Origin of the sequence: Buttiauxella gaviniae (assembly GCF_040786275.1) — a bacterium.
Lineage (GTDB): Bacteria > Pseudomonadota > Gammaproteobacteria > Enterobacterales > Enterobacteriaceae > Buttiauxella > Buttiauxella gaviniae_A.
Genome location: NZ_JBFMVT010000002.1, coordinates 1,651,627 through 1,675,561, shown reverse-complemented (window position 1 = coordinate 1,675,561; position 23,935 = coordinate 1,651,627). Strand labels below are relative to the sequence as shown.

Below are 23,935 nucleotides of genomic sequence, written 5' to 3'. Positions count from 1 at the left end.
ATCACGTAAAATTTTTTGTGATTAAAATCACAATCGAGCAACAAATCTCTGATTTGAAATTGTGACGCCAGTCACATAAAGGCTTCATTTAGGCGTAAAAAATGACCGCTGTGTTTTTTTTACACCGCAATTATGTGATCAAGATCTCCTGATCGTGGTGAGTGCTACCCTGCAATAGGTGATGTGTGTCACATAAAATTCCGTCCACTGGACAGCTTCACGATCACGTGCCAGATTCGCCTCACTTAGAGCATCTGGCAGTGCAACCTGCCGCCACGTAAACAATAAACCTCGGGCTAATTTTTAAGCGCGTAAACACAACAAGGGGTGTGCGTATGTCATCCGATATCAAGATCAGAGTGCAAAGCTTTGGTCGCTTCCTGAGCAACATGGTAATGCCAAACATTGGCGCATTTATCGCCTGGGGTATTATCACAGCTTTATTTATTCCAACCGGATGGTTGCCAAACGAGACGTTGGCGAAACTGGTAGGCCCGATGATCACCTACCTGCTGCCATTGCTCATCGGTTATACCGGTGGTCGCTTAATCGGTGGCGATCGTGGTGGTGTAGTAGGTGCCATCACGACGATGGGTGTTATCGTCGGTGCGGATATGCCAATGTTCCTTGGCGCGATGATTGCAGGCCCGCTGGGCGGCTGGGCGATTAAACATTTTGACGCATGGGTTGATGGCAAGATCAAATCCGGCTTTGAAATGCTGGTGAACAACTTCTCCGCTGGCATCATCGGTATGATCCTGGCGATTCTGGCGTTTATGGGTATCGGCCCGGCAGTTGAAGTGCTCTCCAAAGTATTGGCAGCAGGCGTTAACTTCATGGTTGTCCATGACATGCTGCCGCTGGCTTCTATCTTCGTCGAACCGGCGAAAATCCTCTTCCTGAACAACGCCATCAACCACGGTATCTTCTCGCCGCTGGGTATTCAGCAGTCCCACGAACTGGGCAAATCAATCTTCTTCCTGATTGAAGCCAACCCAGGTCCGGGTATGGGCGTGCTGATGGCATATATGTTCTTCGGTCGCGGTAACGCTAAACAGTCTGCGGGCGGCGCGGCAATCATCCACTTCCTGGGTGGTATCCACGAAATTTACTTCCCGTATGTGCTGATGAACCCACGTCTGATTCTGGCCGTTATCCTTGGCGGTATGACTGGCGTGTTCACTCTGACTGTGCTGAACGGCGGCCTGGTTTCCCCGGCATCTCCGGGTTCTATCCTGGCGGTTCTGGCGATGACGCCAAAAGGTGCTTACTTCGCGAACATTGCGGCAATCGTTGCGGCGACAGCGGTATCCTTCGTCGTCTCTGCGATTCTGCTGAAAACCAGCAAAGTTAAAGAAGAAGATGACATCGAAGCAGCGGCTCGCCGTATGGCTGAGATGAAAGCGGAATCCAAAGGGGCGACTGCGCCGCTGGCGGTGGGTGCGGGCCTGTCTAACGACCTGAGCCACGTACGTAAAATCATTGTTGCTTGCGATGCTGGTATGGGCTCAAGTGCGATGGGTGCAGGTGTTCTGCGTAAGAAAGTGAGCGACGCGGGCCTGAAAAATATCTCCGTCACTAACTGCGCAATCAACAGCTTACCGGATGACGTTGACCTGGTTATTACACACCGTGACCTGACCGAGCGCGCTATGCGCCAGGTTCCGCAGGCACAGCATATCTCCCTGACTAACTTCCTCGACAGCAGCTTGTACGCCAATCTGACCGAGCGTCTGGTGGCTTCTCATAACCTGAGCGAGAAAGAAGTGAAGGTGATGACCAGCCTGGAAGACAGCTTCGTGCCAAGCGAAGAAGGGCTGTTCCGTCTGGGTGCAGGTAACGTGTTCCTCGGCCTGACGGCTGCCACCAAAGAAGAAGCGATTCGCTTTGCCGGTGAGCAACTGGTGAACGGGGGCTACGTCCAGCCTGAGTATGTTGACGCGATGTTTGAACGTGAAAAGCTGACCCCAACTTACCTGGGTGAAGGTATCGCGGTTCCACACGGTACCGTTGAAGCGAAAGACCGCGTGCTGAAAACCGGCGTTGTGTTCTGCCAGTACCCACACGGTGTTCACTTCGGTGAAGAAACAGATGATATTGCCCGCCTGGTTATCGGTATTGCCGCTCGCAATAACGAACACATCCAGGTTATCACCAGCCTGACCAACGCGCTGGATGATGAATCCGTGATTGACAGACTGGCGAATACGACCAGCGTTCAGGAAGTTCTCGACCTGCTGGCGGGTAAGAAGTAAGTCTACGGACCGGCGGGTGGCGCTCCCGCTTACCCGCCCTACGTAGGGTGGATAAGCGAAGCGCCATCCACCTGTTTTCCCCCTCTCCCTCAAGGGAGAGGGCTAGGGTGAGGGAGGTCAACACCACAAACCTCCTCACCCCAGCCCTCTCGGGTGATTCAAATTTAAGAAGGTGAACAACATGAAAGCATTACATTTTGGCGCAGGGAATATCGGACGTGGCTTTATCGGCAAACTGCTGGCCGACGCGGGTATTCAACTGACCTTCGCCGACGTTAACCAAACCGTGCTGGATGCGTTAAATGAGCGCCATAGCTACCAGGTTCACGTGGTTGGCGAGCAAAAGCAAATCGATACGGTTTCAAATGTGAATGCCGTCAGCAGCATCGGTGACGATGTGGTGACGTTGATTGCCGACGTTGATCTGGTGACGACAGCCGTCGGGCCAGTGGTGCTGGAGCGTATCGCACCTGCGGTGGCGAAAGGTTTAGTGTTGCGTCGCACAAACGGTAATGAAAAGCCGCTCAATATCATCGCCTGTGAGAATATGGTGCGTGGCACCAGCCAGCTCAAAGGCCACGTTATGAAGGCGCTCTCCGAAGATGATCAAGCCTGGGTTGAGCAGCACGTTGGTTTTGTTGATTCCGCCGTTGACCGTATTGTTCCGCCGTCCGAATCTGCAACCAACGACCCGCTAGAAGTGACCGTTGAAACCTTCAGCGAATGGATTGTCGATAAAACCCAATTTAAAGGCGAGCTGCCGAACATTGCGGGCATGGAACTGACTGATAACCTGATGGCATTTGTTGAGCGCAAACTCTTCACCCTGAATACCGGGCATGCTATAACCGCATACCTTGGTCAACTGGCCGGTCATCAGACCATTCGCGATGCGATTCTGGATGAACGAATCCGCGCCGTGGTGAAAGGGGCGATGGACGAAAGCGGCGCGGTGCTGATCAAGCGTTATGGCTTTGATGCAGATAAGCACGCAGCCTACATCCAGAAAATCCTTGGTCGTTTCGAAAACCCGTATCTCAAAGATGATGTGGAACGCGTAGGCCGCCAGCCGCTGCGTAAATTAAGTGCGGGTGACCGTCTGATTAAACCGCTGCTGGGCACCATTGAATACGGTTTGCCGCACCTGAACCTTATCGAAGGTATTGCCGCCGCGATGCACTACCGCAGCGAGCAAGATCCGCAGGCGCAAGAGCTGGAAAAAATGTTGGCAGAAAAAGGCCCGCAGGCAACACTTGCGGAAATTTCTGGCCTTGATGCAAACAGCGATGTCGTGGCAGAAGCGGTGAACGCCTATAACGGCAAATAGTGATAGAAGCGGGTGCAGTAGACGCTGCACCCAACAATACTTTTAGTGATGTAGGCAAAGATGGAAGAAACCCAGGCCTTTGAAAACCGTGTGCTTGAGCGTCTTAATGCCGGTAAAACCGTACGAAGCCTGCTGATCGCCGCTGTTGAACTTCTCACTGAGGCGGTGAATATCCTGGTGCTTCAGGTCTTCCGTAAAGACGACTACGCGGTGAAATATGCGGTTGAACCGTTGCTGGATGGCGATGGCCCGTTAGGGGATCTTTCCGTGCGTCTCAAACTTATCTACGGACTTGGCGTGCTTAACCGCGCGGAGTACGAAGATTGCGAGTTGCTTATGGCGATGCGCGAAGAGCTAAATTACGACGGTAATGAATATAATTTTACCGACGATGAGATGCTCGGCCCGTTTGGTGAACTGCATTGTGTTTCAGCGATGCCCCCGACGCCAAAGTTTGTAGACGGTAGCGATCCTGAACTGTTTGCCATGCAAAAACAGCGTTACCAGCAAATTGTCCGTTCCACGATGGTTCTCTCTTTAACCGAGCTGATCTCTCGGATCAGCTTAAAAAAAGCCTTCCAGAAGTAATTCCGGGTAAAGTCCCTTTTCGCCCTCTTACGCCGAATGGTGTATCCTTGCCAGCAATAAAAAGTTATTCACGGTTAATCAAAAATGAAAGAAATCGAAAAAGCAGAAATCAAACGTCTTAGCGATCGCCTCGACGCCATCCGCCACGAAATGCCCGAGCTGCATTTGATCAACGAAGCAGAAAAGTACGCTGAGCTGGAAAAAGAGAAAGCGAAGCTGGAAATTGAGATCGTGCGTCTGCAAGCGGTGCGTAACCAGAAGCTGAGCAAAGAAGCGCAGAAGCTGATGGCGCTGCCGTACAAACGCCCAATCACCAAGAAAGAACAGGCTGACATGGGCAAGCTGAAAAAAGCGGTGCGCGGCCTGGTTATTGTGCATCCCATGACGGCGTTAGGCCGTGAAATGGATCTTGAAGAAATGACCGGTTTTTCTAAGACTGATTTTTAATCTTCGCCATTTTCAATCATTGATTAAAAGGATGAACTGTTCAGGTTCATCCTTTTATTTTGCTTAAAATTCCTCTTTTGCGAAGCTTCTCGAGAACTTTTCATCTCCATTTTCTTGTCCTGTTGATTAGCGATAGTCTTAGCTTGCCCACTCAGGTTGCATGGTTCAAAATAAGTACAAATCGAACGATTTATACCTATTTGAACGATGTGAGGAAACGATCATGTTAAGTTTCACGGCAAACCAGGCCAAAACCCAGTTCGGGGAAATGATTGCTAAAGCCCAGCGTGAGCCAGTGAGCATCACCAAAAACGGCAAACCCTCCGTTGTAGTGATGTCCATTGATGACTACAACGAACTCGAAGAATTAAAATTGCAGAGTTTGCGAGATAAGCTGGCTCACTCCATCGCTCAGGCTAAAGCAGGCCAATTGCAAAATGGTGAAGATGTTTTTGATGAGCTAATGAAGGATCTTTAATGGCTTGCTACAAACTGACGGAAGATGCGCACGAGGATTTGCGCGAAATAAAGGGATTTTCTCAGAAGCAGTTTGGTGCCATTGTCGCTCGGGATTATCTGGCAGGTATGCGAGTTATCCTCCAACATCTGGCCACTATGCCGGGCATGGGAACCGATGAAACCGCTGATTTATTTCCTGGCGTATGGAGTTTTCCTTACATCAGCCACACGATTTACTATCAGCTTGCAACTGATGGCATCACCGTCATTGGTATCATCCATCAGAGTAGATTGCCGAGAGTCTTACGGAGCCGTGTAACGGTATAAATTGTTGGATATCAGCCCTACAACGATCTTCGTAGGGCTGATAAGCGAAGCGCCATCCGCCGCAAACTCGCAATAAATTACTTCAATACCTGCGGATTCACGCAATTCTCTTTCACATTCCCGCTCAGAGCAGCAATCAAATTATCCACCGCGCAGGCGGCCATGTTGTAGCGCGTTTCATGCGTTGCGGAACCGATATGCGGCAGTGCGACCACATTCGGCAGGCTGAGCAGCGGGGAATCCACCGGCAAAGGTTCTTGTTCGAATACGTCCAGGCCTGCAGCGTGAATTTTGCCGTCTACCAGCGCCTGAATTAACGCTTTTTCGTCGACTACCGGACCACGTCCGGCGTTGATCAGAATGGCGGAAGACTTCATTTTTGCAAGCTGCTCCGCGCCAATCAGATGATACGTTTCGTCGGTCAATGGCAGAGAAATACAGACGAAATCGGATTCGGCCAGCAGGGTATCCAGGTCGCAATAGCGGGCGTTAAAACGCTCTTCTGCTTCCTGATGATGACGGCGAGCGTTATACAGAATCGTCATGCTGAAGCCGAAATGCGCCCGTTGCGCCAGCGCCAGGCCAATGCGGCCCATACCGAGAATCCCCAGCGTTTTATGGTGCACATCGATACCAAACCAGTCCGGGCCGATACTGCCTTTCCACTCGCCAACTTTCACACGCTCTGCCACTTCAACCGCGCGACGAGCCGTCGCCAGCACCAGCGTCATAATGGTGTCCGCAACGGTTTCCGTCAGTACGGTTGGGGTATGCATCAGAGCGATATGGCGCTCGCTCAGGGCATCGACATCAAAATTGTCATAGCCAACGGAGACGGTCGATGCCGCCCGCAGTTTCGGCGTATGTTCCAGAAACGCTTTATCGACTTTCTCACTTGACCCAAGAATGCCTTCTGCTTCGGCAAACGCCTGAGCATTTTGCCTGACGGTTTCAGGGCTTAAATCTTTCAACTGGGTGACAGTAAAGTGATTTTTAAGACGGACAAGGAGGTCGTCGGGTAACGTTTTATACAGGATGACGGACGGCTTCATGGCGTTCTCCGTTAAACAATTAAGTACAGACCAGGCGGCATAACGACCGCCTGGCTTGAGATTAAGCGTGGCGGGCTCCCACCGGAACGTGTTGGTTTATCGCCGGTTTCACTATCAGAGTTAGCCACACGGAGGCGAGCAATGCCACCCCCATAAAAATGTAGGATGCAGCAGGGCTACCGGTTGCACCGTTAAGGTAGCCAACAAACCAGGATCCGACAAACGAACCGAGTGCGCCCATGCTATTGATCAGTGCCATCGCGCCACCGGCCACGTTGCGCGGCAACATTTCGGGGATAATCGCGAAGAAGGGGCCATACGGGGCATACATTGCCGCACCGGCAATCACCAGCAGGGTATAGGAAACCCAGAAATGGTCGGCACCGACCAGCCAGGAACCGAGGAACGCCAGCGCGCCAATCAGTAACAACGGCCAGACGAACAGTTTACGGTTCTGCATTTTGTCCGATGCCCATGACACCACAATCATTGCGATGGTGGCGGCGAGATAAGGAACCGATGACAACCAGCCCACTTCCACCATTCCCATTCCTGCCTCACCGGCGTTGCGAATGATTGACGGCAGCCACAGCACAAAGCCGTACACACCGATGCTCCAGCAAAAATATTGCATACACAGCAGCACCACATTACGCGAGCGGAAGGCTTCGCCGTAATTTCGCACCGCTTTAATCCCTTCCTGTTCTTTCTCGAGTTGTGCCTGCAACGCCGCCTTTTCCGCATCGGACAACCAGCCAACCTGCGTCGGTTTATCTTTTACCAGCACCCACCAGGCGAACGCCCAGATAACGGCCGGGATACCTTCAAAGATAAACATTTCACGCCAGCCGAAGGCTTGAATCAGATAGCCCGAAACCACGGACATCCACAGCACCGTTACCGGATTACCGAGAATCAAGAAAGTATTCGCTCGCGAACGCTCAGATTTAGTAAACCAGTTGCTGATGTAAATCAGCATCGCGGGCATCACGGCGGCTTCCACCACGCCGAGAATAAAGCGAATCGCCGCCAGCGCCGGAATATTGCTGACCATGCCGGTCAAAGATGCACAGGCGCCCCATAAAATCAGGCAGACGAAGATAAGTTTGCGCACGCTGCGGCGCTCGGCATACATTGCCCCGGGGATCTGGAAGAAGAAATAACCGAGGAAAAACAGGGCGCCCAGCAGCGACGAAATGCCTTTGGTGATGCCAAGATCTTCGTTAATCCCGGCGGCGGAAGCGAAACTAAAGTTGGCCCGATCGAGGTACGCCAGGCTGTACGTGATAAACACGATTGGCATGATGTACCACCAACGTTTTGGCGCGATTGTATTCGTTTTCATAAGGCTTGCCTCTATGTTGAGGAGAGTCGCATCATGCCGAGTGTAGGGCACAGCCGATGCGATTTTCGTTTATTCGCCCAGCGCAGCTCGGGTAGGCAACCCTTCGCTATCGCCGATGACCTGAATCGCCAGCGAGCCGATTTTATTTCCGCGGCTAACGGCCTGTTGTAAGGTTTTTCCCTCGAGCAGGGCGCTGATAACACCCACGGCAAAACCGTCACCTGCGCCGACGGTGTCGACGACATTGTCGACTTTCACCGCGCTGACCGCGCCTTTCTCACCGTCGGCCGTTTTAAACCATGCGCCGTCGGCTCCGGTTTTCAGCACTACCGTTTTCACGCCGTGATCGAGATAGAAATCGGCAATCGCTTCCGGCGTCTTATGGCCGGTCAGAATTGCGCCCTCACTTAAACCTGGCAGCACCCAATCGGCCTGGAAAGCGAGGTTATTCAACTGTTTCACCATTTCGGCCTCGCTTTTCCACAGCACCGGACGCAAATTCGGATCAAAAGAGATCGTCTTACCTTTCCTTTTCATCACGCAGGCGGCGTGATTGAGCAGTTCTAACGAGCTGTCAGAAAGCGCTGCTGCGACACCGCTTAAATGCAAATGGCGGGCGGAGCAGAAATACGCCTCATTAAAATCAGCGACCGAAAGATGGCTTGCTGCCGATCCTTTGCGGAAATATTCCACAGTGGTATCGGTTCCATTTTCCGCTTTAGATTTGAGCTGAAAACCGGTTGCGTAACGATCGTCAGCGATCACGCCGCGGCTGTCGATCTGCTCTTTTGCAAGCTGTTGCAGCACGTAGCGGCCAAACGAATCATTGCCGACGCGGCTAACCCAGCCGACATTCAGGCCAAGGCGTGCAAGGCCTGTCGCCACGTTTAATTCAGCGCCCGCCACACGTTTAACAAACTGCTCTGCGGCGGCTAAATCGCCGGTTTCGCTGGCGACAAACATCGCCATCGCCTCGCCAATCGTAATGACATCAAGTTGCGTCGGCATCGCTTACTCCTCGCGTAATAAGTTGACGTAATGGCGGGTGACCGCCGTCAGATCGCGGCCTTCCAGCGGAAATTCAATACCGCGCGGTACATCGGCTGGCAGGCTTTTAAGCAGTTCCAGCCAGTGTGGTTCGGCGTCATCCAGGGCAATTGCACGGTAGTGATAATGGTGAGCTACGGCGGCTTTGACGTGAATGTAGCTGACCATGGGTGCCAGCATGCGAGCTGCTGCTTCGGGGGATTCATCAACCCACAGCCAGTTCGCCATATCAAAAGTGAGCGTCACAGGGAGGTTGAGCACATTACAGGCGGCCTGAAAGCGCTGCATAGGGGCGAGTTTGCCGCAGGCGGTTTGGTCGTTTTCCACAACCAGTGCGACGGTGCTTTGTTCAAGCCACTGTTGCAGCAGAGAAAACTGCTGGCTTCCACGGAAGTGACCAAGGGAGAGCTTCAGCCAACGGGCATTAAGCTGGTGGGCCTCAAGCAGTAGAGAAGGGATTAACGGGTTAAGTTTCCCCTCCTCGACAAACAGCGGCTCCGGTGCGGAATAGCAGGCCTGGAGGCCATGGCGAGTGATCTCCTGCGCAAGTTCAGGCAGGGCATCAAGCTGCGTGTGGCTCAACAATTCGCGGCGGATTTCCACGCCATCAGCCCCGGCATTCGCGATGATCGGCAGCAGTGCCTGTTGGCCGCCGAGGGCGGCGATGCGGTCATGACCGTAGGCGGCGGTGACGATAATAATGGTTCTCGGCATGGACTTCTCCGGCAATCAATGTTCACAACTTCCTGACGTATCTATTACGCTAGATGGAACCGGTTCCAAAGAAAAGCCAGCTATGCCTGATTTATGATCGCTATCACGAACAAAGATTATCGGACGGTTGAGCCGCGGACGATTAACTCACCGGAAAAGACCTGCTCACGCACGGTGTCAGCGCCCCCTTCGATGCGCTTAACCACTTGTTGAAGAGCGGCGTAACCGATCTGCCAGGTCGGCTGTTTGAGGGTGGTGATGCCGACGCCGGCAAGCTCAGCCCACTCCAGTTCATCGAACCCTAACAGGCCAATATCACTGCCCCAGTGCAGACCAATGCGTCGCAGAGATCGCGCAACCTGAAGCGTGAGCGCCCCGTTGGCGGAGATCACCGCTTTACGCATGCCGCGGTGGCCGGAGTGGAACTGGCGCAACGTGTTATCCAGTAAATCCGCTTCATGTAACGGGACTTCCGCGTTTTCAGCAACGATGCCAGGGTAGCGTTTGAGCGTGGTGTAAAAGGCGTCCAGGCGTTCGCGGCGAGTGTTCACCGTGCCCAGCGGTTCGCTAAGAAACAGAATCGCTTCAAAGCCTTGTTCAACAAGGTGTTCGGTGGCGGTAGTTGCGGCCTGGGTGTTATCGAGCCCCACCACATCGCAGGCGAAATCAGGAATTTTGCGGTCAATCAGCACCATGGGCAGGGCAGATTGTTGCAGGCGATTCAGCCCTTCTTCACGCATTCCCACGGCGTTGACCACAATGCCTTCCACCTGATAACTGTGCAGCAAATCCAGATAATGCAGCTCCTGATCCACTTCGTTATTGGTGTTACAAACCAGCGGTGTAAAGCCTTTTTCGCGGCATGCCGCTTCGATACCGCTGAGTACGTCAACGGAATAGGGGTTGGTGATGTCAGCGATGATAAGGCCAATCAGGCGGGTGCGCCCGCGTTTAAGGCCACGCGCCATCTGGCTTGGGCGATAATCGAGTGCCGCAATGGCGGTTTCGATGCGCAAACGCAGATCGTCAGACAGCACGTTTTGCTCGCCGTTAAGATAGCGGGAAACACTGGTTTTTCCGGTCTTAGCCGCTTTCGCGACGTCGCTTATCGTGGGGCGGGCTGCCTTGCTGATCATGATTGTCTCCGAGAGGTAACTTTGTGGAGAGTAACATAATTTATTTAAACGGGTGGATGACGCAATCCATGCGAACACAACGCGTCCCAATTCACCCTTATCCTGTCCGTTTTTGGTATTAGCAACAGTGCAAACCCTTGCCACAATGGACTCATACCCACTGATGAGGAGTCCGAAAATGTCCCGTTCCGCTCTGATTAATATCGATACGCAGCAATCTTTTTTCCATCGCGACTACTGGCAAGAAGATGATGTTCCGGCCTTTCAGCAGGCAATCACGCAGCTTATTTCCGGCTGTCAGGATTTAACCATTCCGGTTGTCGACATCTTCCATGTGGACGAAGAGGGCGCGTTTTCCCTGGCTTCCGGGTATGTAAAAGCGATGCCTTTCTTGCGCCACCAGGCGGATGCCACGTTCCAGAAACATGTCCACAATGCGTTTACCGATACCGGCCTCGACCTGTGGTTACGTACCCGTGACATTAACCATCTGATCATCTGCGGGATTCGTACCGAGCAATGCTGCGAAACCACCGCGCGCGTGGCGTCTGATTTGGGTTACCGCGTTTCATTTGTCAGCGAGGCAACGCTCACCTTCCCGATGAGCTGGAAAGGGGTTACGCTGGATGCCGCAACGCTGCGTCACCGCACCGAAACGGTGCTGGCGGGGCGTTTTGCGGAAATTCAAACCGTTGCCGAGTGCCTGGAGTCTTTATCGTGAGTGTTGGGGTCTGGTTCGTGGTTTTGCCCGGAGTGTTAGCGCTGGATCTCACCGGCCCTGCGGAAACGCTGGCGCTGGCGGGAGACGCTTTTCACCTGCATTTCATCGGCCCGGACCCACACGTCACCACGTCGATTGGGCTTAACTTTTCGGGTATCGAACCGCTGCCAGAAAGTTTCGCGCAAGGCAGTTTGCTGGTGCTGCCGGGCGTTTGTGATTCGAACCGTTACTTCGATACGCCACAGGCAGAGCAGGTGCGCCGCTGGCTGACGCGCCTGCAACCGCAAATCCACAGCCAGCAGCTCAATTTAATGTGCATCTGCTCGGGCTCATTACTGGCGGCAAAAGCCGGGTTGATGGGCGGTGTGCAATGCACCACGCATCACGATGTACTGGCAAGATTACGCGCCGCGGCACCCACCGCGCAGGTGAAAGATAACCGTATTTTTGTGGAGGACCGGGGGATCTGGACCAGCGCGGGCATTACGTCTGGCATTGATTTATCCCTGCATCTGATTAACCGCTATTGTGGGCCAAAAGCTGCGCTGGACGTGGCGCGCGAGATGGTGGTGTGGTTTCGCCGCTCTGGAGATGACCCGCAGTTATCGCCCTGGCTGCGCTATCGCAACCACATTCATCCGGCGGTGCATCGTGCCCAAGATTTGCTCTCCGCAGCCCCTGAATCGCCCTGGGATGTGCAAGAGATTGCAGACAAAGTCCATGTGAGTTCGCGCCATTTATCGCGCCTTTTTCAGCAGCATTTGGGGATTTCAGTGCGCGATTATCTGGAACAACTGCGGCTGGCGGTCGCCGAACAGCGCTTATTGCAGGGGCAGAGAATGGAGCAGGCGGCGATGGCGGCAGGGTTTTCTTCCCCTCGCCAATTGCATCGCGCCCGCGCCCGTAACGCTTAGCTCACCATTTTTCGGGTATCAATGCGCTGCAATATGATGGAAAGCAGCAGGCTTCCGGCCAGTGTTGCGCCAAAAATCCATACAATATCCAGCATCGGCGAGTCTGTGATTTGATAACCATGGGTGCGTAAGAAGTGAATAATTAACGCATGAAAACCGTAAATCCCCAGCGAATGCTGAGAAATTAACGTCAGCCCCGGTAACGGGCGGTTATTGAGGCAGTTTTTCACGACGACCAGCAAACTGATCGCGGCGATAAATACCAGCGGCCCGCAATAAACATAGAAAGTGTCTGCGAAATTACCGTTTACTTCGAGTTGGTGGCGCGTACCGGTTGAAATTGAAAAAATACACAGGGCGAATAAACCCGCCGCTAACCCGCTAATCCAGCGTTTGTCCGTCTCCAGCATGCCAATGGCGCGGCCCAGCAAGCCGTACAGAACGTAATAAAACGTGTCGCCGCGTATATATAAATTAATTGGCAGCCATTTCACGCCGCCCAGCGTTTGCGGAACGGTATTGGGGTTGGCTACCACGCCAAGCAAAACCATCAATCCGAGAATCACCATCGCGTTGACTTTTTTGACCTGAATCAGCGGCGAAAGCAGGTAGATAACCATGATAGCAAAGAAGAACCACAGGTGATAAAACACCGGTTTTTGCAGGATGTAGCGCAGCGAAAGCCCGGCGTTAATCGGCGTCAGCAATTTGATGTAAATGAGAGCCACGACGCTATAAAACAGCAGGCAGGTGACGATGCGCAAAAAGTGGCGTTGCTGCGCGCTGCGTTCACCAAAAAACAGATACCCTGAAATCATGAAAAAAAGCGGGACGCTGACACGAGAAGCGGAGTTCAGCACATTCGATAAATCCCAACTAAATGGTGTGACAATATTTGCGTTGGTGATGTACCAGGTTGTGGTGTGGATCATCACCACCATCAGGCACGCAATCCCGCGCAAGTTATCAATCCAGTTAATTTTTTGCTGCATTCGTTCCTCTGTAGCGTCTTAAACAGGTAATTATCTGAGAGTGCATTTTCTCGCTTGCCTGGCGCTGAGCGGGTTTGCAGAATGCCAAAGACCTGTTAATTATTGATTAACAATATCGATTTTAACGTACACATAACGAATGATGATGCCAAAAATAAAAAATTGCCGCTGGGTTCTGATTTTTGCAGCACTGCTATTAAGCGCCTGTAGCGCTCAGGAGACGCAGACACAATATGCTCAGGGCGCGCAGCCTAGCGCGGTCAAAGGCGAGGCAATGATCGAAACCTGCAAACAGGAAGCGGCGCACCGCTATAACACACGCGCTCAACGCATCAGCGTGGTGGATTTTAAGCAGTATCAGGGGAGCTATGAGATTTTGGGCAGTACGACGCGCCGGGAAGGATTTACCTGCTCGTTTGACGAAAATGGTCATTTCTTGCACCTTTCGACGGTATAAACCTGCAATAGAGAGCAAACAGCCCTTGAATGTAGGCTGCTTATCTTGCACTCAACAGGTATACTGACGGCTTCCCTTTTTAACCCTCTCGAACGCGTGCGAAATCAACATGCAAAAGTTTGATACCAAGACCTTTCAAGGCCTGATCCTGACTTTACAGGACTACTGGGCTCGCCAGGGCTGCACCATTGTTCAACCTTTGGACATGGAAGTCGGCGCCGGCACCTCTCACCCAATGACCTGCCTGCGGGCTTTAGGGCCAGAGCCGATGGCGACTGCTTATGTGCAGCCCTCTCGCCGTCCTACCGATGGCCGTTACGGTGAAAACCCGAACCGCTTACAGCACTACTATCAGTTCCAGGTGGTGATCAAGCCTTCTCCTGACAACATTCAGGAGCTGTACCTTGGGTCGCTTAAAGAGCTGGGCATGGACCCAACGATTCACGACATTCGCTTCGTAGAAGACAACTGGGAAAACCCGACGCTGGGTGCCTGGGGTCTGGGCTGGGAAGTGTGGCTCAACGGTATGGAAGTGACGCAGTTCACTTACTTCCAGCAAGTTGGCGGCCTGGAATGTAAACCTGTTACCGGTGAAATCACTTACGGTTTAGAGCGCCTGGCGATGTATATCCAGGGCGTAGACAGCGTTTACGATCTGGTGTGGAGCGACGGCCCGCTGGGTAAAACCACCTATGGCGACGTGTTCCATCAGAACGAAGTTGAACAATCAACCTACAACTTCGAACACGCCGATGTGGATTTCCTCTTCTCCTGCTTCGAGCAGTATGAGAAAGAAGCGCAGCACCTGCTGGCGCTGGAAAACCCACTGCCGCTGCCTGCTTACGAACGCATTCTGAAAGCCGCGCATAGCTTTAACCTGCTGGATGCCCGCAAGGCCATCTCAGTGACTGAACGTCAGCGCTACATTTTGCGTATTCGTACTCTGACCAAAGCCGTGGCCGAAGCCTATTACGCTTCTCGTGAAGCGCTTGGCTTCCCGATGTGCAATAAGAACAAATAAGAGGCTGCCATGTCTGAAAAAACTTTTCTGGTGGAGATCGGCACTGAAGAGCTGCCACCAAAAGCCCTGCGCAGCCTGGCGGAATCCTTTGCTGCAAACGTCACTGCGGAACTGGATGCGGCGAACCTCGCTCACGGCGAAGTAAAATGGTTTGCGGCTCCACGCCGTCTGGCGCTGAAAATCGCTAATCTGGCCGAAGCGCAGCCTGATCGCGAAGTTGAAAAGCGCGGCCCGGCTATCTCTGCCGCTTTTGATGCCGAAGGCAAACCGAGCAAAGCCGCTGAAGGCTGGGCTCGTGGATGTGGCATCACCGTTGATCAGGCTGAACGTCTGGCAACCGATAAAGGCGAGTGGCTGATGTACCGCGCGCACGTTAAAGGCGAAAGCGCGCAAGTGCTGCTGCCTGCAATGATTGCTACCGCGCTGACCAAACTGCCGATTCCTAAATTGATGCGTTGGGGTGATAACAACACTCAGTTCGTGCGTCCGGTTCACACTGTCACCCTGCTGCTGGGCGACGAAGTGATTCCAGCCACCATTCTGGGTATTCAGTCCGATCGTGTGATTCGCGGCCATCGCTTTATGGGCGAGCCGGAATTCACTATCGACAATGCCGATCAGTACCCTGAAATTCTGCTGGAGCGCGGCAAAGTCATTGCTGACTACGAGCAGCGTAAAGCCGTGATCAAAGAAGGCGCTGAAGAAGCGGCTCGCAACATTGGTGGTAAAGCCGATCTGAGCGAAAGCCTGCTAGAAGAAGTGACCTCTCTGGTGGAATGGCCGGTGGTTCTGACCGCGAAATTCGAAGAGAAATTCCTCGCGGTGCCTGCGGAAGCGCTGGTTCACACCATGAAAGGTGACCAGAAGTACTTCCCGGTTTACGCCAACGACGGCAAATTGCTGCCGAACTTTATCTTTGTTGCCAACATCGAGTCGAAAGATCCGGTGCAGATTATCTCTGGTAACGAGAAAGTTGTGCGTCCACGCCTGGCGGATGCCGAGTTCTTCTTCAATACCGACCGTAAAAAGCGCCTCGAAGATAACCTGCCGCGTCTGGAAACCGTGCTGTTCCAACAACAGCTCGGTACGCTGCGCGACAAAACTAACCGCATCGAAGCCCTTTCAGGCTGGATTGCGGGCCAAATCGGCGCGGATGTGAATCATGCAACGCGTGCGGGTCTGCTGTCCAAATGCGACCTGATGACCAACATGGTGTTCGAGTTTACCGACACCCAGGGCGTGATGGGCATGCACTATGCGCGTCACGACGGCGAAGCCGAAGACGTTGCGGTTGCGCTCAACGAGCAGTATCAGCCACGTTTCGCGGGCGATGAACTGCCGTCTAACCTGGTGGCTTGCGCGGTTGCGATTGCCGATAAGATGGACACCCTCGCGGGTATCTTCGGCATCGGCCAGCATCCAAAAGGCGATAAAGACCCGTTTGCGTTGCGTCGTGCCGCTCTTGGCGTGCTGCGCATTATCGTTGAGAAAAACCTGCCGCTGGATCTGCAAACCCTGACCGAAGAAGCCGTGCGCCTCTACGGCAGCAAGCTGACCAACGAGAAGGTTGTGGACGAAGTCATCGACTTTATGCTGGGCCGCTTCCGCGCCTGGTATCAGGAAGAGGGCCACAGCGTGGATACTATCCAGGCCGTGCTGGCACGTCGTCCAACCAAACCGGCAGATTTCGATGCGCGTATGAAAGCGGTGTCCCACTTCCGTTCTCTGGAAGCGGCGGCGGCGCTGGCTGCGGCTAACAAACGCGTCTCCAACATTCTGGCGAAGTCAGACGAACAACTGAACGACCACGTTCACGCCTCCGTTCTGAAAGAAGCCGAAGAGATCCGCCTGGCCACTCACCTGGTTGTGCTGCGTGACAAACTGGAACCGTTCTTCGCTGAAGGCCGTTACCAGGAAGCGCTGGAAGAATTAGCTAACCTGCGCGAGCCGGTGGATGCGTTCTTCGACAAAGTGATGGTTAACGCAGAAGATAAAGAGCTGCGTATTAACCGCCTGACGCTGCTTTCCAAACTGCGTGAACTGTTCTTACAGGTAGCAGATATTTCTCTGCTGCAATAAGCACGACGTTAAGCATGACGTAATGTAAAAAAACCGCTTCGGCGGTTTTTTTGTTTTAAAGCGTCAAAAACGACAAACCCCGCATTTGGCGGGGTTTTGGTTAAGGCAATAATAAGGGTACAAAGTACAAAATCATTCCATCAATTGCTTGCTGATTGTTGGATTCGCCTGCATTAAGCGCATCAACTTCAGCTCGGTATTGGAGGGTCTGAGTCGTTTTGATTCCCACTCCTGCACCATCGAAACACTTACGCCCATCGCTCGGGCAAAATCATCAATCTTCAGCCCGGTGCTTTTTCTGAGTTGTTCAAATTCAGAAAAGGCATTGGGTTTATCACTAAGAGCCATCGTTTGCGGTTTATCTTTAAAAACAATCTGCTCGAGGTTGCTCAGTAGTTCATACATTGGATCTTTATATTCCATCGAGTACTCCTCATAAATCACACAATGGACAGTGAACACGTAAGAAGCTCATTAAGAGTAGTTGGAAAAAAAGCGTACCGATGGTTTTCAGGCTAACTAATTTTTAGCAGAAAGTGGCTTATGCGTTTCAGCAAAAAAGCTAAGCGGCATAAGGAATTGATAAACCTGCGCAGAGTGGGGGTAAGTATAAATTTGTAAATGGATAGATTATTTATGCAAAACGGCGGGACGAGCCCGCCGAAGTGTCAAATTTCGCCATCATGCTTTTTGCGTAGCTTTATCCAGCTCGTGATTTTCTGTCCGGGTTTCGCCCGGAACGCGATGGCTCGCCCAGGATTTCACCATTAACGCGGTAGCTGAAAGCACAGCCGGAATCGCCAGCAGCATAAAAATAGTTTTGAAGGAGAGTTCGGCCTGCATCAGGAATGCACCGCTAAACGCCCCGAGAATCCCGCCGAAGCGCCCAAGTCCTAACATCCACGCCACGCCCGTTGCACGCCCCTGTGTCGGGTAGAACCCCGCAGCCAGCGCGGGCATCGAAGATTGTGCGCCGTTCATGATGGTGCCTGCGATAAATACCATAATGCCCATTAGCACTAGGCTTGAGGTGGAAAAACCGACCAGGCAGACGAACAGGCCCGTCAGCAAATAGCCAACCGCAACCACTTTATTCGGGTTCAGCTTATCCATCAGCGCGCCGATAATCAGCACGCCAATACCCCCGCCCAGTGGGAACAAAGCGGTGATGATCGATGCCTGGCTAAGCGTTGCGCCCGTTTCACGAATCAGCAGCGGCAGCCAACTGGTCAGGAGATAGAAAATCAGCAGGCCCATGAAGTAGGTCAGGCACAGCATTAAGGTGCCCACCAAGTAACGCGGTGAGAAAATCACCCCAAGCGCGGTTTTATCTTTCATATGACCGCCCACTTCGTTAAGCACAAAGCGCAGGTTTTCACCCGATGGGAGCGGCGCGATACGACGCAAAATGGTGGCGATATCTTTCTGCGGTTTGTTCTTCACCACCAGATAACGTGCCGATTCCGGTAGCCAAATCATCAACACGACCGACAAGATAAGCGGCATTACTCCGCCCAGTACCAGCACGCTTTGCCAGCCATAATGTGGGATCATCCACGCGGAAACAAAACCGCCCATCGACGAGCCAATTGGAAAGCCGACAAACATCAGGTTCACCAGCAAAGCGCGTTTACGTTCAGGTGCGTATTCGGACATCAGCGTTGCCGCATTTGGCATTGCCGCCCCGAGGCCAAGCCCGGTCAGAAAACGTAGCAGGGCGAGGGAGGTTAGGCTTGTGGCAAACGCTGTCAGCAGGCTAAAACCACCGAACACCAGAATCGATAGCACCAGTACTTTTTTACGCCCGATGCGGTCTGCCATTGGGCCTGCGGTCAGTGCGCCCACCGCTAAACCCACCAGCGCGGCACTCATTACCGGCCCCAGGTCAGATTTCTGCACGCCCCATTCCTGAACCAGATCGGAGGCGATAAAACCAATAATTGCGGTATCAAAGCCATCCAGCGCCACGGTGATGAAGCACAGGACGAGGATCATCCACTGGTATTTCGAAAAGCGATTGTTGTTGATAAATGCCTGAATATCAGTCGTTGTTGTCTTTGTCATAAGGCAAGTCCTGCAAAAGTAGCAAACGACGACCAGAGTGTAGGGCGGGCCAGCGTTTGTTGGAGTTAACCTGAAATGTTCGATTATCGAACACAAATTCGTTAATCGTTCGTTAAATCAAACCACTCAGCAGGCTATTGGGCAATCATCGAACAGGGGTTTGTGTGCGATTATCGTACTGATTAAGCGCGGGTTAAGTGACTGAATGAAATAAGTTGTTCAATATTAATAAGTTGAAATTGATTTTTCGGCGACTGGCCGTCACCAGATTTGTGAGGGGGTTAACAATTGAGTAACATTGATTTTTGATGGCGCCATTCTTACAAGACATGCTTGTGACGATTAACGGGAATTATCTCGATAAGCCGGTGTAAATTGTGACTATTCGCTTTTCAAATTTGCCTTAATAGATTATGGACAAAGGGTATCTTGCGAAGGCAGGTTGGACTATCCTTAGCAGCATTATTGGGTATGTATTTGCGCTTTAGCACTGAATGGTGAAAGGAGTAGAAAAGATGGCGACAGGTAAGTCCTGGTCACGCTGGTTTGCGCCGCTTGCGGCAATTTTAATGGTGGTGAGCCTGAGTGGTTGCTTTGATAAAGAAGGCGATCAGCGTAAGGCGTTCATCGATTTCTTGCAAAATACGGCGATGCGCAGCGGTGAACGCCTGCCGACGCTGACAACCGACCAGAAAAAGCAGTTTGGCCCGCTGGTGTCTGATTACGCGATTTTGTATGGCTTCTCCCAACAGGTGAACCAGGCAATGGACGAGGGCATGAAGCCTGTCGCCGATAGCGTAAACAGCATTCGTGTTCCGCAAGATTACATGACGCAGCGCGAACCTCTGCGCCAGGCGAACGGTTCGCTGAACGTGTTAGGCCAACAGGTGCAGAATGCCAAAATGCAGGCAGACAGCGCGCGCTCTACGCTGAAACAGCCGGACGATCTGAAAGCGGTTTACGACAAAGTTTATGAGAAAGTGGTCACGGCTCCGGCCAGCGCCATGGCTCCGCTGATTCCTGCGGCACAAACTTTCACCGCTCAACTGGTGCAAGTGGGTGATTTCATCCAGCAGCAGGGGACTCAGGTTGGTTTTGCAGCCGGTGGTATTCAGTTCCCAACTTCACAGCAGGCCAGCCAGTATAACTCGCTGATTGGGCCGCTGGCGTCACAGCATCAGGCGTTTATGCAGGCTTATTCTGCTGCACAAAGCTCCATGCAGTAATGATGATGTTCCCCGTCGAAAGGCGGGGACTCCCAGAGCTGGCTTGAGCTCCAGCCCTGTGGATGGCTAAAATAAACCTTGCCATTCATGTCTTGAATATGTGTTAATGCATCCATCGGTTTGAAGCACAGAACCTTTAAGCAGTTTAGTAACGCAGTCCTCAAAGAGTTATCATAGATACCCTTCGACGTGATCTACCTTCCTTTATCGCTTTAAAAAATCTGTAAAACATTCCAATAGCGCCGGAAGGCAAATTTAATTTAAAAGGTAATATCTATGTCTAACAAAATGACTGGTCTGGTAAAATGGTTCAACTCTGACAAAGGCTTCGGCTTCATCACTCCTGACGATGGCTCAAAAGACGTGTTCGTACACTTCTCTGCTATCCAGAACGATGGCTACAAATCTTTGGACGAAGGCCAGAAAGTCTCTTTCACCATCGAAAGTGGTGCTAAAGGCCCAGCTGCTGGTAACGTAACTAGCCTGTAAGGTTAGCGTTAGCAAAGCTAAGAATTTAAAAACCCGCCTCGGCGGGTTTTTTCGTTTCTACGGTTTATTTCCCAAACAGACGCCGGGAATTATCTTCGATTTTCCCTACCAGACGGCGCTTCTGCATTGTGCGCGTCCAGCTTACGGACAGCCCTGCCGCCGAAAGTAAACGATGATACTGTTCGTCATCAAACGGCATATGCCACGCCGTGGCAATCGCTTCTGCAACCGTCACATCGCTCACCCGAGAAACCAGCTCCAGCGGTGATTCCGTCGACACTTTTCCCGCCATTACCACCCGATAAAGCCACCCGCAATAACCCGCCTGCTGCATCAAAGACGAGATTTCGCTAATGCCAAAATGGTAATTCAGCTTGAAGCAGGGTGAACGCGGCTGCGTGACCTGAATCAGCGCCTCGCCCCAACGGAAAATATCGCCAATATAGACGTTTTTTTCCGTCAGCCCTTCGGTCGATAAATTTTCGCCATAGGCCGGGGCGGTAAAGAGTTCAGCCTGCTCAGGGAACTCACGCGCCCAGTGAATATAATGTTCACGCGGATAGTGGCACAGCGCACGATCCGGCCCGCCATGAATGATTTTTTCAGCCTGCTGATCGCCCTCCAGGCCCAGTTCGGTCAGCCGCAGTTCGCCATCCACCTGATACTTAGCGATAGCGCTCGGCCTGCTGCCTTCGTACTCGCGAATTTTGCCGATATAAACGTTTAGCGGATAGTGCATCTGTTCCTCCCTGTGCCCGACGACAGCTATAAAAAAAGCGAGCCATCAGGCTCGCTTCTCGTCAGTTGCTTTGCAACTTATTTTTTTGCAGCAAAACGTGCAGCCGCTTCATCCCAGTTCACCACATCCCAGAATGCTTTGATGTAGTCAGGACGACGGTTCTGGAATTTCAGGTAGTAAGCGTGTTCCCACACATCCAGACCCACGATTGGGAAACCGGATACGCCAGCGACAGCTTCACCCATCAGAGGGCTGTCCTGGTTTGCGGTAGAAACCACAGCCAGTTTGTCGCCTTTCAGAACCAGCCATGCCCAGCCGGAGCCGAAGCGAGTGGCGGCTGCTTTCTCAAATTCTGCTTTGAAGTTGTCAACGCTACCGAAGTCACGCTCGATGGCGGCTTTCAGGTCACCTTGCAGGGTGGTACCTGTTTTCAGGCCTTTCCAGAAGAAGCTGTGGTTAGCGTGGCCGCCCGCGTTGTTACGCAGAACGGTTTTTTTGTCGGCAGGCAGTTGATCGAGTTTGGCGATCAGCTCTTCAACCGGCAGGCTTGCGAACTCTGGCAGGGATTCCAGCGCTGCATTCGCGTTATTCACGTACGCCTGGTGGTGTTTGCTGTGATGGATTTCCATCGTTTGTTTGTCGAAATGCGGTTCCAGGGCGTCGTAAGCGTAAGGCAGGGATGGCAGTGTATAACTCATATTCATCATCTCCATTATTATCGAACGGCGAACAAGCTGTTAACGCCGCGTAATCAGTTGGTTCATTATAGTTAATTAAATGATATTGAAAATGATTATCAATGCCGTACTTTTAATAAGGTTATAACTTTTTGTGATGATGGCGAAAATGTGAGCATTGTCAGGTGGATAAATCGTTTTTTGCCATACGCACCAGAACCTGGCATTAACGCAAAGGAAGTGCCGGGCAATTAGGGTGATAGTCGGCGCTCATTCATCAGCCTGGAGCATCATCATGTCCCTGAATGTCGCCCTTTTTGGTATCGGGCTTGATACCTACTGGCCACAATTTTCTGGCCTGGAACAGCGCCTCACCGGTTACTTACAGCAAATCGATCAACGCCTCGCACAATCTGGCGCGTCAGTGATTAATGGGGGGCTGATCGATAGCGTCGCCAAAGCCGATACTTTTTCCCTTCAGCTTCAACAACAGCCGGTTGATGCCATTGTGCTCTACATCAGCACTTACGCCCTGAGTTCCACCGTTCTGCCGCTGGTGCAAAAAATAAATAAACCGGTGATTATCCTTGCGCTTCAGCCGGAGCCCGGCCTGCCGTACGGCAAAATCCGTGATATGACTGATCGCGGTGAACGCACCGGCGAATGGCTCGCCCATTGCCAGGCGTGCAGCGCCCCGGAACTGGCAAACGTATTTAATCGGGCGGGCATTCGCTATCAACTTATCGTTGGCGCGTTAAAAGGCGATGACTACGTCTGGCAGGAGACGGAGCAGTGGCTGCAAGCGCTTGAGGTGCGCAAAGGGCTGGCAGAGTGCCAGGTCGGCGTTCTGGGGCATTATTACGACGGGATGGTGGACGTTTACAGCAATATGACCAACCTAAGCGCTAAACTCGGCGTGCGTTTTAAACCGCTGGAAATGTGTGAGCTGGCAGAATACCGCGAGAAGGTTTCCCAGCCTGCTCGCGCCCAAAAATGGCAGGAAGTGGAATCATCGCTGCAAATCGATCCCTCCTGTGAAAAAGCTGAATTAGATCGCGCGGTGCAAACGGCTTGTGCGATGGACAAACTCATCGAAAACAACCGCCTCGGCGCGCTGGCGTATTACTACGAAGGGCGTAACGGCAATGCCTACGAAAACATCATCACGTCGATTATTCTCGGCAACACGCTGCTGACAAGCCGCGGCATTCCCGTCGCCGGGGAGTATGAGATTAAAAACGTGCTGGCGATGAAAATCCAGCAGTTGCTTGGCGCAGGTGGGTCGTTCTCCGAGCCGTACGGAATTGAGTTTGGCGATGATGTGGTGCTCTGGGGCCACGATGGGCCAGCACATCTGCTGATGGCAGAAGGTGACGTTAAGCTGGTGCCGCTGCCGGTTTATCACGGCAAACCCGGCAAAGGCGTTTCCATTCAGATGACGGTCAAACCAGGGCCGGTCACTTTCCTCTCAATTGTGGAAGATGCGCAAAACGGCGTGCGTTTGCAGTATGCCGAAGGGGAAGCCGTCCCCGGCGAAGTGCTGGATATTGGCAATACCAACAGCCGCTATCGATTCCCGCTGTCGGCCCGTGATTTCACCACCCAATGGTGTCTCGGCGGGCCCGCTCACCATTGCGCAATTGGCCTTGGGCATCAGGGCGCGGTGCTGGAGAAACTCGCCTGGCTGCTCGGGGTGCAGGCCGTAAAAATCTGTTAATTAAACAAAAATACTATCGTAGGTCGGGTAAGCGCCAGCGCCACCCGACAACACTTCAACTATCTACAGATAAAGAACTGTGACCCTCGTCAATCCCACTCCCTGAATTTTGCCAGTTTTATCCTGGTCGCGGCAGCACATG

Annotated in this window: 23 protein-coding genes and 1 pseudogene; 14 read left to right on the top strand and 10 right to left on the bottom strand. The window is 52.5% G+C overall.

Annotated features, from left to right (window positions below; all coding sequences use genetic code 11):
• The first annotated feature begins 335 nt into the window (after nucleotides 1-335).
• From AB1E22_RS08465 to AB1E22_RS08440, 6 genes and pseudogenes are all read left to right on the top strand, one after another.
• A complete protein-coding gene (locus tag AB1E22_RS08465) occupies nucleotides 336-2,255 on the top strand; it encodes a PTS mannitol transporter subunit IICBA (protein WP_367594929.1) in 1,920 nt (639 codons plus the stop codon).
• Between the two features lie 181 nt (nucleotides 2,256-2,436).
• Nucleotides 2,437-3,582, top strand: coding sequence for a mannitol-1-phosphate 5-dehydrogenase (gene mtlD / locus AB1E22_RS08460; RefSeq protein WP_367594928.1), 1,146 nt, complete (start codon nucleotides 2,437-2,439; stop codon nucleotides 3,580-3,582).
• Nucleotides 3,582-4,170 (top strand): annotated as a pseudogene (gene mtlR, locus AB1E22_RS08455) (mannitol operon repressor MtlR). Before mtlD ends, mtlR begins: the two are co-directional and overlap by 1 nt.
• A gap of 84 nt (nucleotides 4,171-4,254) precedes the next feature.
• A complete protein-coding gene (locus AB1E22_RS08450) occupies nucleotides 4,255-4,617 on the top strand; it encodes a YibL family ribosome-associated protein (RefSeq protein WP_367594927.1) in 363 nt (120 codons plus the stop codon).
• Nucleotides 4,618-4,840: 223 nt separating this feature from the next.
• Entirely contained in the window at nucleotides 4,841-5,095 is a 255-nt protein-coding gene (locus tag AB1E22_RS08445) for a type II toxin-antitoxin system Phd/YefM family antitoxin (protein WP_367594926.1), read from the top strand.
• Nucleotides 5,095-5,403 carry a type II toxin-antitoxin system RelE/ParE family toxin gene (locus tag AB1E22_RS08440; protein ID WP_367594925.1) on the top strand — a complete coding sequence of 103 codons (309 nt, stop codon included), beginning with the start codon at nucleotides 5,095-5,097 and terminating at the stop codon, nucleotides 5,401-5,403. The genes AB1E22_RS08445 and AB1E22_RS08440 overlap by 1 nt, the downstream gene beginning before the upstream one ends.
• A 77-nt stretch (nucleotides 5,404-5,480) precedes the next feature.
• Here the strand turns inward: AB1E22_RS08440 and ghrB are convergent, their stop codons facing one another.
• The 5 genes from ghrB to AB1E22_RS08415 all read right to left on the bottom strand — a co-directional run bounded on the left by ghrB (nucleotide 5,481) and on the right by AB1E22_RS08415 (nucleotide 10,697).
• The gene (gene ghrB / locus AB1E22_RS08435; protein WP_367594924.1) at nucleotides 5,481-6,455 is read right to left on the bottom strand and encodes a glyoxylate/hydroxypyruvate reductase GhrB; all 975 of its coding nucleotides are present in this window, start codon (nucleotides 6,453-6,455) and stop codon (nucleotides 5,481-5,483) included.
• Between the two features lie 61 nt (nucleotides 6,456-6,516).
• Nucleotides 6,517-7,800, bottom strand: a complete 1,284-nt coding sequence (locus AB1E22_RS08430; RefSeq protein WP_367594923.1) for an MFS transporter — start codon at nucleotides 7,798-7,800, stop codon at nucleotides 6,517-6,519.
• 69 nt (nucleotides 7,801-7,869) lie between these two features.
• Nucleotides 7,870-8,808 carry a sugar kinase gene (locus tag AB1E22_RS08425; protein ID WP_367594922.1) on the bottom strand — a complete coding sequence of 313 codons (939 nt, stop codon included), beginning with the start codon at nucleotides 8,806-8,808 and terminating at the stop codon, nucleotides 7,870-7,872.
• Between the two features lie 3 nt (nucleotides 8,809-8,811).
• A complete protein-coding gene (locus AB1E22_RS08420; RefSeq protein WP_367594921.1) occupies nucleotides 8,812-9,561 on the bottom strand; it encodes a sugar phosphate isomerase/epimerase family protein in 750 nt (249 codons plus the stop codon).
• A 116-nt stretch (nucleotides 9,562-9,677) separates the two neighbouring features.
• Complete coding sequence (locus tag AB1E22_RS08415; protein WP_367594920.1) at nucleotides 9,678-10,697, bottom strand: LacI family DNA-binding transcriptional regulator; 1,020 nt, start codon at nucleotides 10,695-10,697, stop codon at nucleotides 9,678-9,680.
• 178 nt (nucleotides 10,698-10,875) lie between these two features.
• Here AB1E22_RS08415 and AB1E22_RS08410 point away from each other — a divergent pair, with 178 nt between their 5' ends.
• Nucleotides 10,876-11,418 carry an isochorismatase family protein gene (locus AB1E22_RS08410; protein ID WP_367594919.1) on the top strand — a complete coding sequence of 181 codons (543 nt, stop codon included), beginning with the start codon at nucleotides 10,876-10,878 and terminating at the stop codon, nucleotides 11,416-11,418.
• On the top strand, nucleotides 11,415-12,332 hold the full coding sequence (locus AB1E22_RS08405) for a GlxA family transcriptional regulator (RefSeq protein WP_367594918.1): 918 nt from the start codon (nucleotides 11,415-11,417) through the stop codon (nucleotides 12,330-12,332). The genes AB1E22_RS08410 and AB1E22_RS08405 overlap by 4 nt, the downstream gene beginning before the upstream one ends.
• Here the strand turns inward: AB1E22_RS08405 and AB1E22_RS08400 are convergent.
• Complete coding sequence (locus AB1E22_RS08400) at nucleotides 12,329-13,324, bottom strand: acyltransferase (protein ID WP_367594917.1); 996 nt, start codon at nucleotides 13,322-13,324, stop codon at nucleotides 12,329-12,331. The genes AB1E22_RS08405 and AB1E22_RS08400 overlap by 4 nt on opposite strands.
• A 145-nt stretch (nucleotides 13,325-13,469) precedes the next feature.
• Between AB1E22_RS08400 and AB1E22_RS08395 the strand changes: the two genes are divergently transcribed.
• From AB1E22_RS08395 to glyS, 3 genes are all read left to right on the top strand, one after another.
• Complete coding sequence (locus tag AB1E22_RS08395) at nucleotides 13,470-13,781, top strand: YsaB family lipoprotein (protein WP_367594916.1); 312 nt, start codon at nucleotides 13,470-13,472, stop codon at nucleotides 13,779-13,781.
• A gap of 109 nt (nucleotides 13,782-13,890) precedes the next feature.
• Nucleotides 13,891-14,802 (top strand): glycine--tRNA ligase subunit alpha, encoded by a 912-nt coding sequence (gene glyQ, locus AB1E22_RS08390; RefSeq protein WP_034460421.1) that lies wholly within the window; start codon nucleotides 13,891-13,893, stop codon nucleotides 14,800-14,802.
• Nucleotides 14,803-14,811: 9 nt separating this feature from the next.
• Nucleotides 14,812-16,881, top strand: a complete 2,070-nt coding sequence (gene glyS, locus AB1E22_RS08385) for a glycine--tRNA ligase subunit beta (protein ID WP_367594915.1) — start codon at nucleotides 14,812-14,814, stop codon at nucleotides 16,879-16,881.
• A 132-nt stretch (nucleotides 16,882-17,013) separates the two neighbouring features.
• On the opposite strand, the gene AB1E22_RS08380 is transcribed toward glyS, so the two are convergent.
• Nucleotides 17,014-17,304, bottom strand: a complete 291-nt coding sequence (locus tag AB1E22_RS08380) for an HTH-type transcriptional regulator (RefSeq protein ID WP_367594914.1) — start codon at nucleotides 17,302-17,304, stop codon at nucleotides 17,014-17,016.
• Between the two features lie 258 nt (nucleotides 17,305-17,562).
• On the bottom strand, nucleotides 17,563-18,945 hold the full coding sequence (locus AB1E22_RS08375) for an MFS transporter (protein WP_367594913.1): 1,383 nt from the start codon (nucleotides 18,943-18,945) through the stop codon (nucleotides 17,563-17,565).
• 515 nt (nucleotides 18,946-19,460) lie between these two features.
• Between AB1E22_RS08375 and AB1E22_RS08370 the strand changes: the two genes are divergently transcribed.
• Together AB1E22_RS08370 and cspE are read left to right on the top strand one after the other, a co-directional pair.
• Entirely contained in the window at nucleotides 19,461-20,171 is a 711-nt protein-coding gene (locus tag AB1E22_RS08370; protein WP_367594912.1) for a DUF3053 domain-containing protein, read from the top strand.
• 276 nt (nucleotides 20,172-20,447) lie between these two features.
• Nucleotides 20,448-20,660, top strand: coding sequence for a transcription antiterminator/RNA stability regulator CspE (gene cspE, locus AB1E22_RS08365; protein ID WP_034499351.1), 213 nt, complete (start codon nucleotides 20,448-20,450; stop codon nucleotides 20,658-20,660).
• Between the two features lie 64 nt (nucleotides 20,661-20,724).
• On the opposite strand, the gene yiiM is transcribed toward cspE, so the two are convergent.
• Both yiiM and sodA read right to left on the bottom strand, forming a co-directional pair.
• The gene (gene yiiM, locus AB1E22_RS08360; protein WP_367594911.1) at nucleotides 20,725-21,399 is read right to left on the bottom strand and encodes a 6-hydroxyaminopurine reductase; all 675 of its coding nucleotides are present in this window, start codon (nucleotides 21,397-21,399) and stop codon (nucleotides 20,725-20,727) included.
• A 77-nt stretch (nucleotides 21,400-21,476) separates the two neighbouring features.
• Entirely contained in the window at nucleotides 21,477-22,097 is a 621-nt protein-coding gene (gene sodA, locus AB1E22_RS08355) for a superoxide dismutase [Mn] (protein WP_120065883.1), read from the bottom strand.
• A 274-nt stretch (nucleotides 22,098-22,371) separates the two neighbouring features.
• Here sodA and AB1E22_RS08350 point away from each other — a divergent pair, with 274 nt between their 5' ends.
• Nucleotides 22,372-23,793, top strand: a complete 1,422-nt coding sequence (locus tag AB1E22_RS08350; RefSeq protein WP_367594910.1) for an arabinose isomerase — start codon at nucleotides 22,372-22,374, stop codon at nucleotides 23,791-23,793.
• The last annotated feature ends 142 nt before the right edge of the window (nucleotides 23,794-23,935 follow it).